The organism is Pyrococcus kukulkanii, assembly GCF_041647995.1.
In the GTDB taxonomy this organism is placed as follows: Archaea; Methanobacteriota_B; Thermococci; order Thermococcales; family Thermococcaceae; genus Pyrococcus.
Window position 1 is genome coordinate 92,488 of the sequence record NZ_JARRIB010000003.1, and the last position, 16,073, is coordinate 108,560.

The window sequence follows — 16,073 nt, forward strand, 5'->3', positions numbered from 1 at the left end:
TGATAACATGAAGTACAAGATAGAGCACAGGCCAAGTTTTTCCCTTTTAGAGATTCAGCTTGGACCTGGAGAAGCGGTTCAGGCTGAAGCTGGAGCGATGGTTTATATGGATCCAACAGTTTCCCTAGAGACCAAAGCAAGGGGAGGGATATTCGGAGCACTTAAAAGATCAATTCTAGGCGGGGAGAGCTTCTTTGTCAACGTTTTCAGAGGACCTGGCAAAGTAGGATTTGCCCCAGGATACCCTGGGGACATAATCGAGCTTGAGGTCGATGGAAAGCTGTACGCACAGAGCGGGGCCTTCATAGCTGCCTCAGAGGACATAGATATAGATGTCAAGTTTGGGGGAGCTACTACCTTTATTGGAAGGGAAGGAGTCTTTCTCTTGGAGATGCGAGGCAGGGGAGTAGTGTTCCTCTCAAGCTATGGAGCGATTCAAAAGATATCACTCAATGGAGAAAGCCTAATCGTAGACACTGGACATATGGTAGCGTTTACCGAAGGAATAGACTTCACGATAAAAAGGATGGGAGGGCTTAAGAGCACCCTCTTCAGCGGCGAAGGCCTAGTATTTGAGTTCAGAGGCACTGGCGATGTCTACATACAGACTAGAAGCCTAGACGGTTTCCTAAACTGGCTATTACCACACCTCCAAAAATCCTGATTAGTAGAACCATATCCTGTTCCCCTTTACTTTTAGATATCCTAGGGTCTGCAACTCCTTGAGCAGATCTTCAATGGCATCTTCCTCAAAATAAATTCTCATGGTCGCCTTTTCCCCTTCAAAGTTGATAGGTTCCATGGACAAGAGAACCTCCAAAAGCTCATCTTTTTTCCTTATTTCCTTTACCAAGGCAAGTATTACCTGAGCCAGCGCACTCTTAGCGATCCCTGAAATAGTCGCTTCAAGAAGGGATTCCTCCTCAGTGTATTCCTCAGCTATCTCTAAGGCCTTTTGAATTGCTTCAAGTTCAACCTCCATGATCTCAACATAATATCGCTTTACGAACTTTACTTCAGTAACCAATTTGCCTCCAGCTTTTTCGAGCTCCTCTACTTTATCCCAGACTTCCTCTATTGGCAGCTCAATCTCGATTTCAAGTTCTTCGAGAGGAATATTTTTTATTAACTTTATCTTTCCATCATCAGTGATCTCTATTGCCTCTGCCTTCTCTAAAGCCTCCAATATCTCAATGACTGAAGGATCGTCAATTAGTTCTTCGAATGATATTTCACGTTCTCTTAGCTTATGAATAAGCGAGCTAAACACGCTTTTAATCTCATCAAGTTTTGTTCTAACTTCTTCAACTTCCACTTCCCTAAATTCAGAAAATTTTTTCTGTATACTCACAACATGTGATACCTCCCACTCAACCTCCTCCTTAGTTTTGTTCATTATTCCAGCCTTGCTTAATAACCTAGAAAGTTCGTTCATATACTCCTTGGATGGAACCTCAATTCTCATTAGATTCACCCTCAAACATTTTTCTTAATGGGCCTTTTAATATGCCTTTAACTTCTTCAACTTCTGAATTATCAACTTTATCTCTGTTTGCATAAAGGTACAGGGAATACGCTATGACCTTGGGATCTCCTACACCAGAGCTTTCTAGTGCTTTAGAGAGCATAGGATCTTCAAGTACTTCATCAGCTATTCTCATAACTCCATCCATATCTCCCTTTTCAATTGCATCTTTTAATTTGTAGTAAAACTTACTGACCTTTTTATACTCCTCAATTTTGCCCTTAATATCCATTACATCCTCTTCCTCCTTCCATTTCCCTAGAAACAGGAACAACAAAAAGAATGCCAAAAATACCAAGAGAACATAGAGGATTTTATTTATATCCACCCCTATAATCTTGAATTTTGATCTAAAAAGCATCAATACCAAGAATTCAAGGAGTAGAACTACTACAAACAAAACAGATAGATAATTTCCCCTTTTCAAACTCTGTTCATATTTTGAGGTCAAGGAAGATGTCCTCCTCTCAAGAACTTCTTCAAGAACCTTTGCTCTCTCTTCAAATTTTCTTGCCTCAACTTCAAGTTCCTTGATCATCATCAAGTTAAATTAGCAGAAGAAGATATTAAACATTGTTGTAGAACTTAAGATGGTGATGCCAATGCTCAAGATTGATCTCAATGGAAAGCTCGCATTTACAACAGCATCAAGCAAGGGGATAGGGTTCGGTGTTGCAAAGGTTTTGGCAATGGCAGGAGCGGATGTTATATTACTATCAAGGAGCAGGGAGAACCTAGAAAGAGCCAAGGAGAAAATTAAAGAGATCGCAGATGTTAACGTTTCGTACATAGTCGCCGATTTAACCAAGAGGGATGATCTCGCTAGGGCAGTTAAGGAAGTTAAGGATATTGGCGATCCAGATATATTCTTCTACTCAACCGGGGGACCAAAGCCGGGCTACTTCATGGAAATGACCATGGAGGACTGGGAGAGCGCAGTAGATCTTCTCCTCTATCCAGCAGTCTACATCACAAGAGAACTAGTCCCAGGGATGGAGAGGAAGAAGTTCGGCAGGATTATCTATCTAACGAGCGTTGCAATTAAAGAACCAATCCCAAACATAGCATTGAGCAATGTCGTGAGGATTTCACTGGCAGGTCTCGTAAGGACGCTAGCAAAGGAACTTGGACCCAAGGGAATAACCGTTAACGGGATAATGCCCGGGATAATAGAGACAGACAGGGTAATACAGCTCGCAAAGGATAAAGCTGAGAGGGAAGGCAAAACTCTCGAGGAAGCTCTGAAAGACTACGCAAGCCCAATTCCCCTCGGAAGGCTCGGAAAGCCTGAGGAAATAGGCTACCTTGTGGCGTTCCTAGCGAGCGATCTTGGAGCTTATATAAACGGTGCGATGATACCCATTGATGGGGGAAGGTTAAACTCGGTGTTCTGAGTTAACTTTTAATTCTTTTTAATTTACATACTTCCGGAGGGGTCAAGGAGAGATGGAGGATATCGAAGAGTTTAAGTACGAACCTAAAAGCGTGAAGGAGATATTTATAGAAATGAAGAACACCGTTGAGCTCATGATTGACCTTGCGTATGCATCAATTCTCTTCGGAGATAAAGAGATAGCAGAGGAAGTTCTTGACCTTGAAGAGAGGATGGATCTCCTCAACTACCAACTAATGACCCATACAGTTCTCGCAGCGAGAAATGTTAAAGAGGCAGAACAGGCAACGACTATACTCCAGATGGCAAATGCAATAGAGGACATATCAAATGCTGCAGGTGACCTAGCAAAGATGGTTCTAGAGGGAGTGGAGTTGCATCCAATAATAAAGGAGACTATCTTGGAGGGGGAAGAGATAATTGGAAGAATATTAGTCTCCCCAGATTCTGTACTCGTCGGAAGGACACTGGGAGAGCTTGAGCTAGCAAGCAACACGGGAGTGTGGATAATAGCCGTTAGGAGAGGGAAGAGATGGATATTTGGACCCGATAAGGAGTTCAGGATAAGAGCTGGGGATATACTCATAGGCAGGGGCACGAGAACTTCAATAGACCAGCTAAAGGAGATTGCCAGGGGTGTAATTAGGGTGATAGGAAATGAAAGAGTTAGAGGAGATTAAAGACTGCCTGATTGAAATGAAGAACCTCTCCTCCTTGATGGTGGACTTAGCCCTCTCCTCAGTCATGTACAACAGCGAGGAAATAGCGGAGGAAGTTTACATTCTCGAGGAAAAGATTGATGAGCTAACGCTAAAGGTGAAAAAACTCGCATTAAGGGCAGCAAAGAACTTGGATGACCCCGAAAGCATGCTAAGCGTTATAGAGATGGCCACGATAAACGAGCAGATAAGTGATTCAGCTTATGAGATCGCTGACATAGTACTGAGGGATGTCGAACCCCACCCAATAATAAGGAAGATAATGCATGATGTTGAGGAGGAGATAGGCAGGGTTAAGGTTCACCCAGGCTCGATACTAATTGGACAAACCCTGAAACAATTAAAGTTGCCTTCAAAGATCGGAGTGAGGCTGATAGCCATCAAGAGGGGGAACAGGTACATATACAACCCCTCAAGCGACGAAACGATAAAGGAGGGAGACGTGCTAATAGCGGTTGGGGCAGGAATAGATAAGCTGAGGGAGCTTTCAAATGAGAAATCGGAAGAGGAAGAAGAGCTAGACTGACCTCCTCCCCGCCCTAAAGGGCGAGGCTTTCAGAAGAAAAAAGTAACTCCCTTTTAATATTTTCAATATCCACCATACCAGCGCTCGGGAAGTTGTAAGGTTCTTTACCAGGCCTTTCGTTATAGTAGGGTCTGTTGCACCAAGGGCACCCCTGGGTTACGAAGGCCATTGGATTAATGCCATCCCTGGGGAATCCTACTAAGTTACCCTCTTCATCGAACTCAAAATCTCCCAAAGTAGCTCTTCCAGTCTTTATGAGATAGTGAGCCCACTGAATCCGACGGTACCTCTTTACGGATGGAGGTTTGTAGTTCTCAAGTGGGGTCCCCTTGATAGGGGTAAACGCAAAGAGTGACACAATACCACCTCTCCTGTAAACCTCGAATATCGTGCTTAGAACTTCACGATCAGTCTCTCCGAGTCCAACTATTATGTGGGCAACCCCCCTACCTCTACCAAACACTTTAACGACGTTGTCAAGGAAGTCCCACATATCCCTCCAAGAATATCTTGAGATCTTAATTTCCTTGTATAATCTCTCACTTGCAACATCCAGACCTATCCCAATGTAGTCAACGTTAAATCTTTTAAATTTCTCAAGAATATCCCTCTTAACTGGAGTTATTGAGATTGAAATTGGGACTTCAAGCTTTTGGAGCGCCTCGAGGACTGTAAAAATATCATCAGTAAGACCAGGATAGTCTATCGTCTGGAGGCATATCCTCTTAAATCCTCCTTGAGGAAATTTCTCCACAATCTGAGAAAGATCAAATACCGGCCAAGTAACTCTTGAAAGCTTATCGGCACTTGCCCTACTCGACCTCGCCTGGGGACAGAACTTGCAGTCGTTCAAGCACTTACCCTCATGGTACGTCATTAAATAAGCCGTGGTTGGCCTCGCGAGGAGTTTGGCCTTTATTAGGCCCATGGCAATTGCAGTCCCGTAAGACACTCTAACTTTCATTTCTATCCCTCCACAAAAGGGGAGCATTTACCAAAATTATTGAGACAACTGGAAGGGAAGCTATAATAGGGAACACTCCACTGTACCCCTTAAGCTGAGCGACGTAGCCTAATACAACTTGACCTGAAAGCGTCCCTAAGTCAAAGAACATCGTGTATATACTTGATCCCATGGTTCTTATCTTTTGAGGCAACCTAGCCAATGCCATGACCTGGAGGGCTGGAAGCGAAAGCCCGAAGCCTAGTCCAGACACAACCGCAGGAACATAGGAATAGGGAGGAAACTTAAACTTGAGCAGGAAGAGATACCCCAGGAAGATCATGAAGATCCCAAACCTCGCAACGGGGATTGGCCCCATTCTATCAGCGCTCTTACCTCCAACTAACCTCGTGAGAAATGAAGAGAAGCCCATCAGCATCATGTAGATACCAAACACGCCCTGGCCTAAACCTGAAACCTTGTATAAAGCCGGTAAGAAAGTGACTACGCCAGAGTAAGCCATTGAGATAAAGAAGAGCGCAAGAGAAGCTGAAATGAAGAAGGGCTTCAAGAGTTCCCTATAACTCGCGTGCTCCTCATACTTCTCTGCCTGAATCTCCTTTATCTCTCTCCACACTGAGAGCACAAAAAGTGCACCAAGCACGGAGAACGCAATAGTCAAAGCGAAGGCAAAGGTAAAGCCAAATTTATCTGAGACGAATCCTCCAATAGCAGGTCCCACGATGTTTCCGAGAGAGAACATCATGCCCCTCCATCCAAGTGCCTCTCCTATCCTCCCCCCAGGTGCCAAGTCCACAGCCGACGACAGGGAGGAGGGGAAGAAAATGCCCATGGCAAAACCATGGATTGCTCTCCCCAAGGCAAAAATCATTATACTCCCAGAAAGACCCGAGAAGATGTACAAAAGCCCAGCTACAATGCCAAGGATATTGCCAAGGAACATCGCATGAAACCTGTAGCCTTTATCCCCAACGTAGCCACCAAACAGCTTTGAGATGAGGGAGACACCGCTCGCAACACCAGCAACCACTCCAACGACGAACGGCTGGGCCCCTAAGGTTATCGCATAGGGAGAGATTAGAGGATTAAGGAGACTTATCCCCAGAAAAAAGAAGAACGTCGATAAGTTAAGAAACCAGAGATGTTTGAAACTTCCACTCACACTCACTAAACACCAGCCTCCGGCTCTTTCATGCCCTCCTTCATGTAGGCATAGCTCATGTGCTTAGTGTTCTTGGCAAACCCCACATTGCCCTGGGAGTCCACCATTATTATCCCCATTGTATCCTTGCCGAAGTACTTGGTTGCAAGACTTATCGCGGCATCACTCGCTGCCTGAGCGTCCATCCCTAAGCGTACAAAGTCGGTGGCCGTCTTGGCTAGAACTAGCCTTATCGCAACCTCCCCAAATCCTGTGCATGAAGCTCCGGCAACTTCATTTGCATAGGTTCCAGCGCCGATTATTGGCGTATCCCCAACCCTTCCGAACATCTTCAGGAATACTCCTCCTGTCGAAGTTCCGGCTACAACTTCCTCACCGTCAAAGGCTACAGCTCCAACTGTGCTCCTCAACACCTCGGGGTACTCCTTTATGAGCTCTCCAAGCTTCTTCCAGTGCCTGACTTCACCTTTTAGGAGCTTTTCTTTAAGCTCAGCCCACTGCTTCTTTCTTTCCTCCGTTACCGGATCGTATTCAGGAAATCCCATCAGCCTCGCAAACTTAACTGCCCCCTCACCAACCAAGAGAACGTGATCGGTCTTCTCCATAACCTTCCTTGCCACGCTTATCGGGTTCTTAATCCCCCATATGCCAGCGACGGCTCCAGCCTCAAGCGTCTTACCCCGCATTATGGCTGCATCCATCTCCACTTTTCCATCTATTGTGAGAGCACTCCCCGTTCCTGCGTTAAACAGAGGATTATCTTCGAGAACCTTCACGGCCTCTTCAACGGCATCCAAGGCAGAGCCCTTCTTTAATTCCCTCCATCCTGCTAAAACAGCCTCCCTAACCCCCTCTATGACCTTGGGAATTCTGTCTTCCTTCCTTATAATACCTGCTCCTCCATGAACGATTATAGCAACCATCTTTATCCCCATATTTAACGAGGTCGAAAGGTTAAAAGAATTATGGAAACGTTAGCTTATCGCCATGTTGATTATCGTTTCACCTATGTTCTCTAGGTACTCAAGGATCCTCCTGTAGCTGTCCATTGCTATAGAAGCCCTGTAATCTATTTTCTTGGCCTCTTCACTAAGCTCGAGCATTAATTTATCAACTTTCTCCAAGTCCCTAGTCTCTACCTGGAAGAGCATTTCAGTAAATTTTTCCATAAGGTAAGGGACGTTGATCTCGCTTGGATTTTCAGCTATCCTTATTATGTGATCCCCTATCCTTTCAATGTTCCTCGCTATCAGGAGAACCCCTATCAAATCGAAGGTCCTCCTTATTATACCACTCTCCTCGCTGACTCCCCTCTTCGATAGCAACCTGTTTACAGCCCTTATTATGAGGAAGTAGAACCTGTCAAGCTCATTCTCTAAGTCATTTATATCTCTAAGCAACTCTCTATTCCCAGGATCATGGATTATGAGCTCGAGATCTCCAAACATCGACTTTACTATCGACTTCATTCTCCCCAACAACTCAGCGAGATTTATCTCCTCCTCATCCAACAAGCTCTTGGCTACTATTTTCTGAGGTTCATCAAGTATTATCTCCACCCCAGGAAGGCTCTGCAGCGTCTTCCTAACCGCGACTTTATATAGAGGCATCTCATCCTCAAGGATTATCTCTATAGTGTCGTACCCTTGAATATATGCTGAGATAACGAGCCTAACGGCCATGTCAGGAGAAAACTTCTTACATATCTTCAAAGTCTTCTTAAGTCCATGATCCCTTGGTTTCCCAGGAAAAATCGTTATACTTCCATCTGGATTTACCGTGAGAGAAACTATATCCCCCTGTTTTAATCCATGCTCTTTAACCCAAGCCTTAGGGAGGGAAACTATATATGAACTCCTACCAGTGAACTGGATCTTTCTAAACTCCATAGATTTCACCATTGATATTTAGACAATATCGTCAATAAATAGCTCACTTCGATAATCTTATAAACGCTATGACATTCGTTACAAACATGGAGAAGGACGTTCCAGTGCTGATCATAGCAACTGCCGTGGGCCAGCTCTTCCTTCAGTTTTCTTGGTTCATAATGCCATTCTACCTTAAGGTTCTAGGCTACGGAATGGACAAAATGGGCGTCCTCTTCTCAATCCAAACTTTAACTGGTGGAGTTTTCTTTCTCCTTGCAGGCCAGATATCACTAAAGATTGGATATAAGAAAACCTTAATAGCAGCAGCCATCCTGGGAGCGCTTGGAAGGATCCTTCAAGTCCTAGCATTCAACTTCTTCACGCTCATTGCGGGGTTCTTTTTAGTGGGCATAAATATGGGTTTGAGGGATCCAAATTATTCGGCCCTTTTAAGTGAAAAGGTTTCAAGTGAAGAAGAGAGACACAAGTTGTTCTCATATTCCTTCGGCCTCGGAACCCTTGCAAATGCCCTTGGAGTTCTCGTTGCAGGATACTTGCCTGGATACCTAATGGGCAACGGTATGCCCAAAGAGATCGCATATAGGATTACACTATCCCTAGCCCTAATTCAGTTTGCAATCGTCCTCCCCGCACTGGCCATAATAAAGGATGTCCCAGTAAAGGAGCAGAGGATCAAGTGGAGGAAGGATCTGGTGGTTAAGATACTAAAGTTCTCCCTACCAAGTGCAATAATAGGTCTCGGGGCCGGGATAACGATACCCTTTATGAGCATATACTTCAACATGCGCTTTGGAAGGGATATTAGGGACATAAGTTGGGTGTTCTTTGGCCAACAGCTCCTCATGGGATTCGGTTCATTTCTCCTCCCCAACCTTGTGAGGAGGATCGGCCCAGTCAAGGTCATCACGTACTTCCAGTGGAGTGCGGCATTGCTCTTCCTTATCTTCCCCTCCTTACCAACGTTCCTTCTAGCAGCGATCGTTTATGTGGTTCGTTCAATATTGATGAACATAGTATGGCCGGTAAACGACTCATTCATGATGGGATTCTTCTCAACGGAAGAAAAAGCAACAGCGGCAGGGATAAGGAGAGCATTTTCAACATTTATGAGAGCCCTGGGTAACTACACCGGTGGTGTCCTGTTTGCCGTGTCCCTAGCTTACCCCTTCTATGCAACTGCAATTCTGTACATCCTCGCAACGGGTATGTTCTACGCGTTCTTCATTCGGCATAACGACTGAGCTCAATCCCCCTCTCTAAAGCCTTGAAGTTTATCTCCCAGAGCTTCTCCCTCAGCGTAAGTTTTATGCCCTCAACCAAGCTTTCCTTCTTTAAAGGTAATAAGCCCTTGCCATGGGCATAACCGAGCATAACTACACCAAGGGTTCTAGGGTTTATCTTGTCCGCTTCGGCCTGAAAGTTCATCATATCAACCTTGCATATCCTAGCGATTGCGCTTTTAATTTCGTCGAGCTCAGGATACTTCTCCTTCCCAACTAGGGTAGTTGCGGTGTGGATTGGGTAGGCATTTATTATAGCATAGCTATCTTTACCCAGGAACCTTGCGTTTCTTAAAGCTTCTACGGGCTCAAGGGCAAGCATTAGGTTAGCCTTCCCTTCCTCTATGAGTGGGGAGTAAACATTATCGCCAAATCTTAGATAGCTGAGAACGCTACCATAACGCTGGCTCATTCCCAGGGTTTCACCAATTCTAACCCTGTAGCCCTCGACCATCGCCGCGTTCCCTATTATCCTCGAGAGCGTCAAACCGCCTTGACCACCAACCCCAGCTATAATCAAGTTGAACTCCATTTCACTCACCAAGGATACTTGGCATACGTAAAAATATAAAGTTAAAGCTCAAGCCTCTCAAAGACCCCGCCCCAACCCATGTTACATCCGGTAATTTTAAAGGTCATGTCGCGAAAGATTAATACAAGTGAAAATTAAACTTTCACCCATGGGATTTGCAGAATACTACCGGGCATTCCCAACGTATACCGATCTAAGCTCTCAAGAATACAAGAAGAGACTAGAGGATCTTGAACCCCTACTTCTTAAATATATGAAAAGGAAAGGGAAAGTTTTAGATTTAGCTTGTGGCGTTGGAGGATTCTCATTTCTCCTTGAAGATCATGGATTTGAGGTAATAGGTATTGACATAAGCGAGGACATGATAGCGAGAGCCAAAAGGTACGCCCAAGAGCGAGAGTCCAAAGTTGAATTCATCCTTGGGGATGCCAAAAACTTGCCCTTCAATGATAGGGAGTTTGACTATGTGATATTTATAGACAGCCTAGTCCACTTTACGCCCTTAGAGCTTAACCAAGTATTTAAGGAGGTAAGAAGGGTTCTCAGGCCCGGAGGAAAATTCATAATTCAGTTCACTGACTTGAGGGAACTCCTCCCAAGATTAAAGGAAAGCCTCGTAGTCGGACAAGAGTACTGGATAAGCAAGATAATCCCAGATCAAGAAGAAAAAACCGTTGTAATAGAATTCCAGAGCGAGAATGACTCCTTTAGGGTGAGGTTTAACGTTTGGGGCAAAACCGCGGTGGAGCTACTCGGCAAGCTGTACTTCAGGAAAGAAGCCCAAGAAAAGATAAATGATTACTCATACCTCATAGTCTATCAGCTCAAGTGATCTCTTGAATACATCAAGATGGTTACCAAAGGCCTCGTACATCTTAACCTTTGACGCCCTCTCAAGGAACTCCTCAAGGTTCTTCATCATGATCTCACTTACAGGCATGTTTAACGGCTGAGGCTCGTAGTAGTCCACTCCCTTTATTAAAGCGGTTGAAAAGTACCAAAGGCTCTTCTTGACCTTTCTTCCTTTGACGGGTGAAAAGCTAGCCCCTTTACAGTTAAAAGCAGAGTGAAGAATAACTATAGCATTAACCCTAACCTTTCCCAGGATTTTACGCCTCCCCTCCAAATCTATCTCCTTGACCCTGTACCCACTCCTCGTGAGGGAATCATAAGACAACCTCACGTTGTATAGATCCTCTATCTTGGGATCATATATCAAAACCGTAGTTCCACCAACTATCCTCAGGCTCTTTGCCTCGACAACAGTATTCTCGGTACTTAACACCGTAAGTCCATGGGAAAGAGAAAGGGCAGAGATCGTGCTCTTCCCCGTGTGCGGATATCCAACGAAAAGAATTCCTCTCCTCCCATCTGAAACTGCCACAGAGTCAGTAATAAATATTCTACCAATCTTGGCTCCAGCTCTTGCCACGGCCTGAAGAAGGAAGAAAACGGGAGCCTCATTCTCGTAGGCCTTTGGAACCCGAGATTCTATGAGGTACTCATCAATCCCATTATAGTCATAGAGATAGTTCAAGACCCTAAATCCCTTCCCCTTAACCCTCTTGACGACTACATGTGGATTACCTTTAGTCGGAAAAATATCGGGAAGATACCTTCTAGCAAAAGAAGTCATGAATCCATCTTCAAAGCCATCATCAAGCTCCCCTTCAAATTTAACATTTACTCCGGCAACCCCTATCATTGTGGTTAAGTTGAGAAAAGGAAATAAAAAGTTAAGCCTCTAACCTGAGCCTCTTAATCACAAACCCTTTCTCAAGGGAAGCCAGAAAGCTGGCGAGCCTCGGGCCCCTCTCCCTTCCAATGAACACCTTGTAGAGGGTCGAGAACCAACTCTTGCTCGGTATCCCCCTCTTCTTCGCAGCATCGTATAGGACGTTGTTCAGCTCATCGACAGTAAACGAGTCATGGCTCTCTAACCATTGGGCAACCTCGAACATTGCTTCCTTTATCTCCTCTGGAACTTCTATTTCGGGAGGCTTGTCAAGTATTACGAACTTCACATCGTCGGGCGCGTACTTTTCTACCCAATTCCTGGCCAGCTTTATCCTGAGCTTGATCCTCTCTAGATCCTCGTGATCTAGAACCTTAGGAACGTGTCCCTGGGAGATCAAAGTTGATATTATCCTTTCCTCCGTCATGTGAGGTAGCTGAACAAGAACAGCTAAGAACCTGAAGGGAGCTTGAGCTATTAGCCTTTCAGGCTTCTTCGGCATTGAAAGCTCGTAAGTCCTCTTAAGCTCCTCAACGTCTCCTTTCCCTTCCTCGACTCCAAAGTATATCCTCTCAACTTTATCAAATTCGTCATAGAGGTTAAGCAGGCCAAGGCCAAGATCAATCTTGATCTCCTTATTTGGCCTGTGCCTCGCGTAGATGAACCTAACGAGTCCTGGCTCAAGAACCTCGTATAAATCACTCAGGAGAATGACGTTACCCTTACTCCCACTCATCTTGCCCTTCTGACCCTTAATACCAACGAACTCGTACATCAGGGTTAGAGGAGCATTCTTTCCATACACTTCCTTTATTATATCCTTACCAGTATCGTAACTTGAACCCGCAGCCAAGTGATCCTTCCCAGCTGGTTCAAAGTCAACTCCAAAGTGGGCCCAGCGCATCGGCCAATCAACCCTCCACCTCAGCTTAACGTTCCCATCCCTTATATCAGTCCAACCCTCGTGACCCTCTGGGCACCTGAACTTAACCTTCCACTCTCCATCCCATTCTAAGATTTCACTCTCCCTCCTGTGCTTTGGGCAGTAAACCATGGCCGGCCACCAGTTCTCTGGCAGGGAAGGTTGCTTAGCTATCTCCCTGTACTTGTTCAGGATGGCCATGATCTTATCCCTGTTCTCAAAGGCCTTCCTAATTTCCTCCGAATACTCACCCCTCTTGTAGAGCTCGCTCGCATAGAGGAAGTCGACCTCCATACCGAGCTTTTCCACTTCATTTTCAAACAAATCCATGAAGTGCTCAGCGTAACTGTCATGACAGCCCCAGGGGTCAGGAACCTCCCTAACGGGCATTCCCAAGTACTCCCTCCATTCTTGGGGAACGTTCTTTGGAACTTTCCTGAATCTATCGTAATCATCCCACATATGGATGTGCCTAACTTCATAGCCCTTATCCCTCAGAGCGTGGCCAACTATGTAAGCAGTAAAGAGCTCCCTGAAGTTCCCTATGTGAACGTAACCGCTCGGCGTTATTCCACTCTCAACAACGTAAAGCTCCTTCTCTCCCCTCTCCCTGATTATCTTTTCAGCCATATGATCGGCCCAGTGAACCATTTACACCACCCTCCGTGAATGGGAGATTAGCTTTTAAGGGTTTGTGGGAAAGTTAAGATCATGTCCTGGGTTCACGTTGGAATAGCCTTGGCATCCATACTAGTTGCAATAGCAATCACAAAAGAGCTTGGAGAGAGGTATGCCTGGGTGAACAGAAAGATAATCCACTTCTCGATAGTCCCCGCAATACTCATGATGTACCTCGGCCTTATAGAGGCAAAGATTTTCTCAGCATTTGCCTTTGCATTTGCAATTAGCCAGCTCTCTTCCCACGTATTAAAGAGAGAACTCGAGTGGTTTCAAATCCCAGGAAATTACGGAGAAGTTTTCTTTGCCCTTTCAGCAGGTGTAATATCCCTGCTCTTCAACCCAAAATATGCCACAGCACTCCTATCGGTCATGGCTGTAAGTGATGGAGTAACCGGAGTAATAAGGTTCTTCTACTTCAGAAAGAAGGGTCTTGATGTTAAGCTTAAAAAGCACTGGACCGGCAGCTTAGGCTTCTTCTTAACTTCCCTGGTAATAGCCCTGGTATTTTTAAATGCCACTACACTAGTTAGAATAGCATGGGCACTAATACTCACACTGGCAGAGTATCAGCCGTGGCTAGATGACAACCTAGCAGTACCACTGGCAGGGGGAATCTTAAGTTTATTCCTGTAGCTAAAAAGAAAAGACTAGGAAACCCACCGCACCTTCATAGAATCCTTCCTCACCTTAAGGAACTCCTCAACTAGAACCCTCCCACTTTCCTCCATGAACTCCTCAGGATCTATGCCCAGCTCTTGAAGGCCAATAGCCTTAACATCCTGGGGAACTCCTCTAGATGTTACATTTATCCCAATGTGGATCTTGATGCTCACAGGAGATATCGTTGCTATCGATATGCTCAGCTTCCTATCACCAACGTATATATCGTCTCCCTTTCTCTCTACCTTAACCCCCTTCTTTGAGAACAGTTCGCAGAGCCTAGCTATGAAGAGCTTCTGTAACGCTGAAGCAAGCAAAACATCGGGATGCCAGAAGACCTCAACTATATAGTGAATCATGTCATCACTCTTTATCTCCTTTCTCTGCCTCAAATCCTCGATGTCAACCATCTCTTCGATCTTAACGTCGCACCTTCCCCTAAATACCACCAAAGAATCTCCAAGAACACCGAAGTTCCTGTAGGCCCAGTGGCTCCTTATTGCCGAGCCGTCATAGTCGATCCTTCTGGCCTTAATTACGAGGAGCTCCATGCGATCACCTCAGCTCTATCTTAGCCAAGCCCTTGAAGTCCTCCTTCTCAAGCTTGAAGGAGACTATCCCAGAGAAGGAGCTCAAGTCTATAACGTTCCTGCCCTTCTTAATATCAAAGTCGTCATAGGTAGCATCATTTAGTGGCAAGGCGAGATCGTACTCATAAATCCTAAGCCTATTATCCCTACTAGCATTTATGATAAGCCTCGGGCTCCTGTAGCCATCGAGGGGAATTCCGCCAAAAGTTCCAGCATTAAGCTTCATTGCCTCAGAGGGGAACCTTAATGGAACGGTGAACCTAACCGGAGGGGATTCCTTTATAACAGCGTGATCAAGGATTATGAAATCCCTATGACCCGTGTCGAAGGGGGTAGCGTCTAATGCCCCAGTGTTTGGCGTGTTGCTCGTGGCAACAATTATCTTATCCCCAACCTTCTCAAGAGAGGTAATTCTCGCTCCAAAGACCCCGACAATCTTAACCATTGGAGGAATTACGTAGACCAGAACGCTTGGCCCGACTATAGTGTTCGTGAAGGTGTAGTACCTTAACTCCTCCTCGCTCCTAGGTTTGTAGTACGCATCGTGATGAGCGTTGAAGCCTATCAATACCCCACCGCCGAAGGGAAGCGCGTTGACCCTGAAGGGAGCGTAGAACGTATAGAAGTCGAACAGTCTTACGAATCTGAACTCTTCCTCGTTGAATGGATTGCCCACAAAAACGCCACCCCTCACGAATGCAAAGGCCCTGTTGTTTATCGAGGCCATTGCACCGAGATGTGGCTCCAAGTAATTTCCACCATCCACACTGCTCCCCAGGGAAAATCTCTCCCACTTCTCAGTGACCATGTCCAGAGCATGAATTTCCTCCAAGCCCTTCGTGTAGTTCTTGCCGATGCCAAAGAATGCAACATCGTGAACCTGGGTTGCCTTTGGACTTGGCCTCTCATTTAGCCTCCTTATTTTTCCATTATGTCTGTCTAAAGAATAAACACCAAGGTTTTCGTGGCCATCTTCTCTGCATAATAAAAGCTCGTCAGTGTAGGGATTGTAGAGGATCTCGCTGACCTCGCCAGCCCACCTTTCCGGATGGTGAAGGCTCTCCTTCCACACTAGCCTGATTCTCCCGTTGGAAGTGTCGTACTCGTGAACGTGGGAGTGCTTATGAGAGAAGTCTATGGTGGCATTTCCCTGGGCCTTCCCCCTGAACTTTGCGGGAGCGTGAACCCAGCCACCGAAGTATATGAATTCATCAACGACTTCCACGGCATTATAAGTATCTCCTCCAGAAGTAGGCCTTGGACCAACAAGCTCGAATTCGTAAACCTTGTGGGAGTCATTGGTTATAAAATGGGCCTCTCCTTCAAAGGCTAGCGTAAAGTACAGGGTGTCGTTGTGGTACCTTAAGCCAAAAATCCCCCCACTTCCCCACTCTGGACCATATCTTGGTGGGTACCTTTCAAGTTTTTCGAGAATCATGTTATCACCAAAAGTGTATCAGAATAGTTGCTTAAGAACTTGAGGGCCGCGCAT

General features: G+C 45.5%; 18 protein-coding genes. 7 read left to right on the forward strand and 11 right to left on the reverse strand.

All coding sequences use genetic code 11. The features are described from left to right. The first annotated feature begins 7 nt into the window (after window positions 1-7). The gene (locus tag P8X24_RS06805; RefSeq protein WP_372914773.1) at window positions 8-664 is read left to right on the forward strand and encodes a TIGR00266 family protein; all 657 of its coding nucleotides are present in this window, start codon (window positions 8-10) and stop codon (window positions 662-664) included. On the opposite strand, the gene P8X24_RS06810 is transcribed toward P8X24_RS06805, so the two are convergent. Then, entirely contained in the window at window positions 665-1,465 is an 801-nt protein-coding gene (locus P8X24_RS06810) for a hypothetical protein (RefSeq protein ID WP_372914775.1), read from the reverse strand. Next, the gene (locus P8X24_RS06815; protein ID WP_372914777.1) at window positions 1,455-2,066 is read right to left on the reverse strand and encodes a hypothetical protein; all 612 of its coding nucleotides are present in this window, start codon (window positions 2,064-2,066) and stop codon (window positions 1,455-1,457) included. Before P8X24_RS06815 ends, P8X24_RS06810 begins: the two co-directional genes overlap by 11 nt. A gap of 61 nt (window positions 2,067-2,127) precedes the next feature. Between P8X24_RS06815 and P8X24_RS06820 the strand changes: the two genes are divergently transcribed. The 3 genes from P8X24_RS06820 to P8X24_RS06830 are packed head-to-tail and all read left to right on the forward strand — an operon-like array spanning window position 2,128 to window position 4,163. Next, window positions 2,128-2,919: an SDR family oxidoreductase gene (locus tag P8X24_RS06820; protein WP_372914779.1), complete on the forward strand. Its 792-nt coding sequence runs from the start codon at window positions 2,128-2,130 to the stop codon at window positions 2,917-2,919. Between the two features lie 52 nt (window positions 2,920-2,971). Further along, the gene (locus P8X24_RS06825) at window positions 2,972-3,598 is read left to right on the forward strand and encodes a potassium channel family protein (RefSeq protein WP_372914781.1); all 627 of its coding nucleotides are present in this window, start codon (window positions 2,972-2,974) and stop codon (window positions 3,596-3,598) included. After that, the gene (locus P8X24_RS06830) at window positions 3,576-4,163 is read left to right on the forward strand and encodes a potassium channel family protein (protein ID WP_372914783.1); all 588 of its coding nucleotides are present in this window, start codon (window positions 3,576-3,578) and stop codon (window positions 4,161-4,163) included. The genes P8X24_RS06825 and P8X24_RS06830 overlap by 23 nt, the downstream gene beginning before the upstream one ends. 13 nt (window positions 4,164-4,176) lie before the next feature. Here P8X24_RS06830 and P8X24_RS06835 read toward each other — a convergent pair whose 3' ends face one another. Genes P8X24_RS06835 through P8X24_RS06850 form a run of 4 tightly spaced genes read right to left on the reverse strand, consistent with a single transcriptional unit; the run spans window position 4,177 to window position 8,178 of the window. Continuing rightward, entirely contained in the window at window positions 4,177-5,127 is a 951-nt protein-coding gene (locus P8X24_RS06835; protein ID WP_372914785.1) for a radical SAM protein, read from the reverse strand. Next, window positions 5,117-6,289: an MFS transporter gene (locus tag P8X24_RS06840; protein WP_372914787.1), complete on the reverse strand. Its 1,173-nt coding sequence runs from the start codon at window positions 6,287-6,289 to the stop codon at window positions 5,117-5,119. Before P8X24_RS06840 ends, P8X24_RS06835 begins: the two co-directional genes overlap by 11 nt. Window positions 6,290-6,294: 5 nt before the next feature. Next, a complete protein-coding gene (locus P8X24_RS06845) occupies window positions 6,295-7,212 on the reverse strand; it encodes an isoaspartyl peptidase/L-asparaginase family protein (protein WP_372914789.1) in 918 nt (305 codons plus the stop codon). 51 nt (window positions 7,213-7,263) lie between these two features. Beyond that, window positions 7,264-8,178, reverse strand: coding sequence for a PhoU domain-containing protein (locus P8X24_RS06850; RefSeq protein ID WP_372914791.1), 915 nt, complete (start codon window positions 8,176-8,178; stop codon window positions 7,264-7,266). An 86-nt stretch (window positions 8,179-8,264) separates the two neighbouring features. Between P8X24_RS06850 and P8X24_RS06855 the strand changes: the two genes are divergently transcribed. Next, window positions 8,265-9,422: an MFS transporter gene (locus tag P8X24_RS06855; RefSeq protein WP_372915324.1), complete on the forward strand. Its 1,158-nt coding sequence runs from the start codon at window positions 8,265-8,267 to the stop codon at window positions 9,420-9,422. On the opposite strand, the gene P8X24_RS06860 is transcribed toward P8X24_RS06855, so the two are convergent. After that, window positions 9,403-9,993, reverse strand: a complete 591-nt coding sequence (locus P8X24_RS06860) for an indolepyruvate oxidoreductase subunit beta (RefSeq protein ID WP_372914793.1) — start codon at window positions 9,991-9,993, stop codon at window positions 9,403-9,405. The genes P8X24_RS06855 and P8X24_RS06860 overlap by 20 nt on opposite strands. A gap of 148 nt (window positions 9,994-10,141) precedes the next feature. On the opposite strand from P8X24_RS06860, the gene P8X24_RS06865 reads away from it, so the two are divergent. Continuing rightward, window positions 10,142-10,825: a class I SAM-dependent methyltransferase gene (locus P8X24_RS06865; RefSeq protein WP_372914795.1), complete on the forward strand. Its 684-nt coding sequence runs from the start codon at window positions 10,142-10,144 to the stop codon at window positions 10,823-10,825. On the opposite strand, the gene P8X24_RS06870 is transcribed toward P8X24_RS06865, so the two are convergent. Both P8X24_RS06870 and lysS read right to left on the reverse strand, forming a co-directional pair. Next, entirely contained in the window at window positions 10,796-11,698 is a 903-nt protein-coding gene (locus tag P8X24_RS06870; RefSeq protein WP_372914797.1) for a hypothetical protein, read from the reverse strand. The two genes, P8X24_RS06865 and P8X24_RS06870, sit on opposite strands and share 30 nt — an antisense overlap. A gap of 31 nt (window positions 11,699-11,729) precedes the next feature. Beyond that, entirely contained in the window at window positions 11,730-13,301 is a 1,572-nt protein-coding gene (gene lysS, locus P8X24_RS06875; RefSeq protein WP_372914799.1) for a lysine--tRNA ligase, read from the reverse strand. Between the two features lie 60 nt (window positions 13,302-13,361). Between lysS and P8X24_RS06880 the strand changes: the two genes are divergently transcribed. Beyond that, window positions 13,362-13,964 (forward strand): hypothetical protein, encoded by a 603-nt coding sequence (locus P8X24_RS06880; protein ID WP_372914801.1) that lies wholly within the window; start codon window positions 13,362-13,364, stop codon window positions 13,962-13,964. Window positions 13,965-13,978: 14 nt separating this feature from the next. Here the strand turns inward: P8X24_RS06880 and P8X24_RS06885 are convergent, their stop codons facing one another. Further along, entirely contained in the window at window positions 13,979-14,542 is a 564-nt protein-coding gene (locus P8X24_RS06885) for a DUF366 family protein (RefSeq protein ID WP_372914802.1), read from the reverse strand. A 4-nt stretch (window positions 14,543-14,546) separates the two neighbouring features. After that, a complete protein-coding gene (locus tag P8X24_RS06890) occupies window positions 14,547-16,019 on the reverse strand; it encodes a DUF2139 domain-containing protein (RefSeq protein WP_372914804.1) in 1,473 nt (490 codons plus the stop codon). Between the last annotated feature and the right edge of the window lie 54 nt (window positions 16,020-16,073).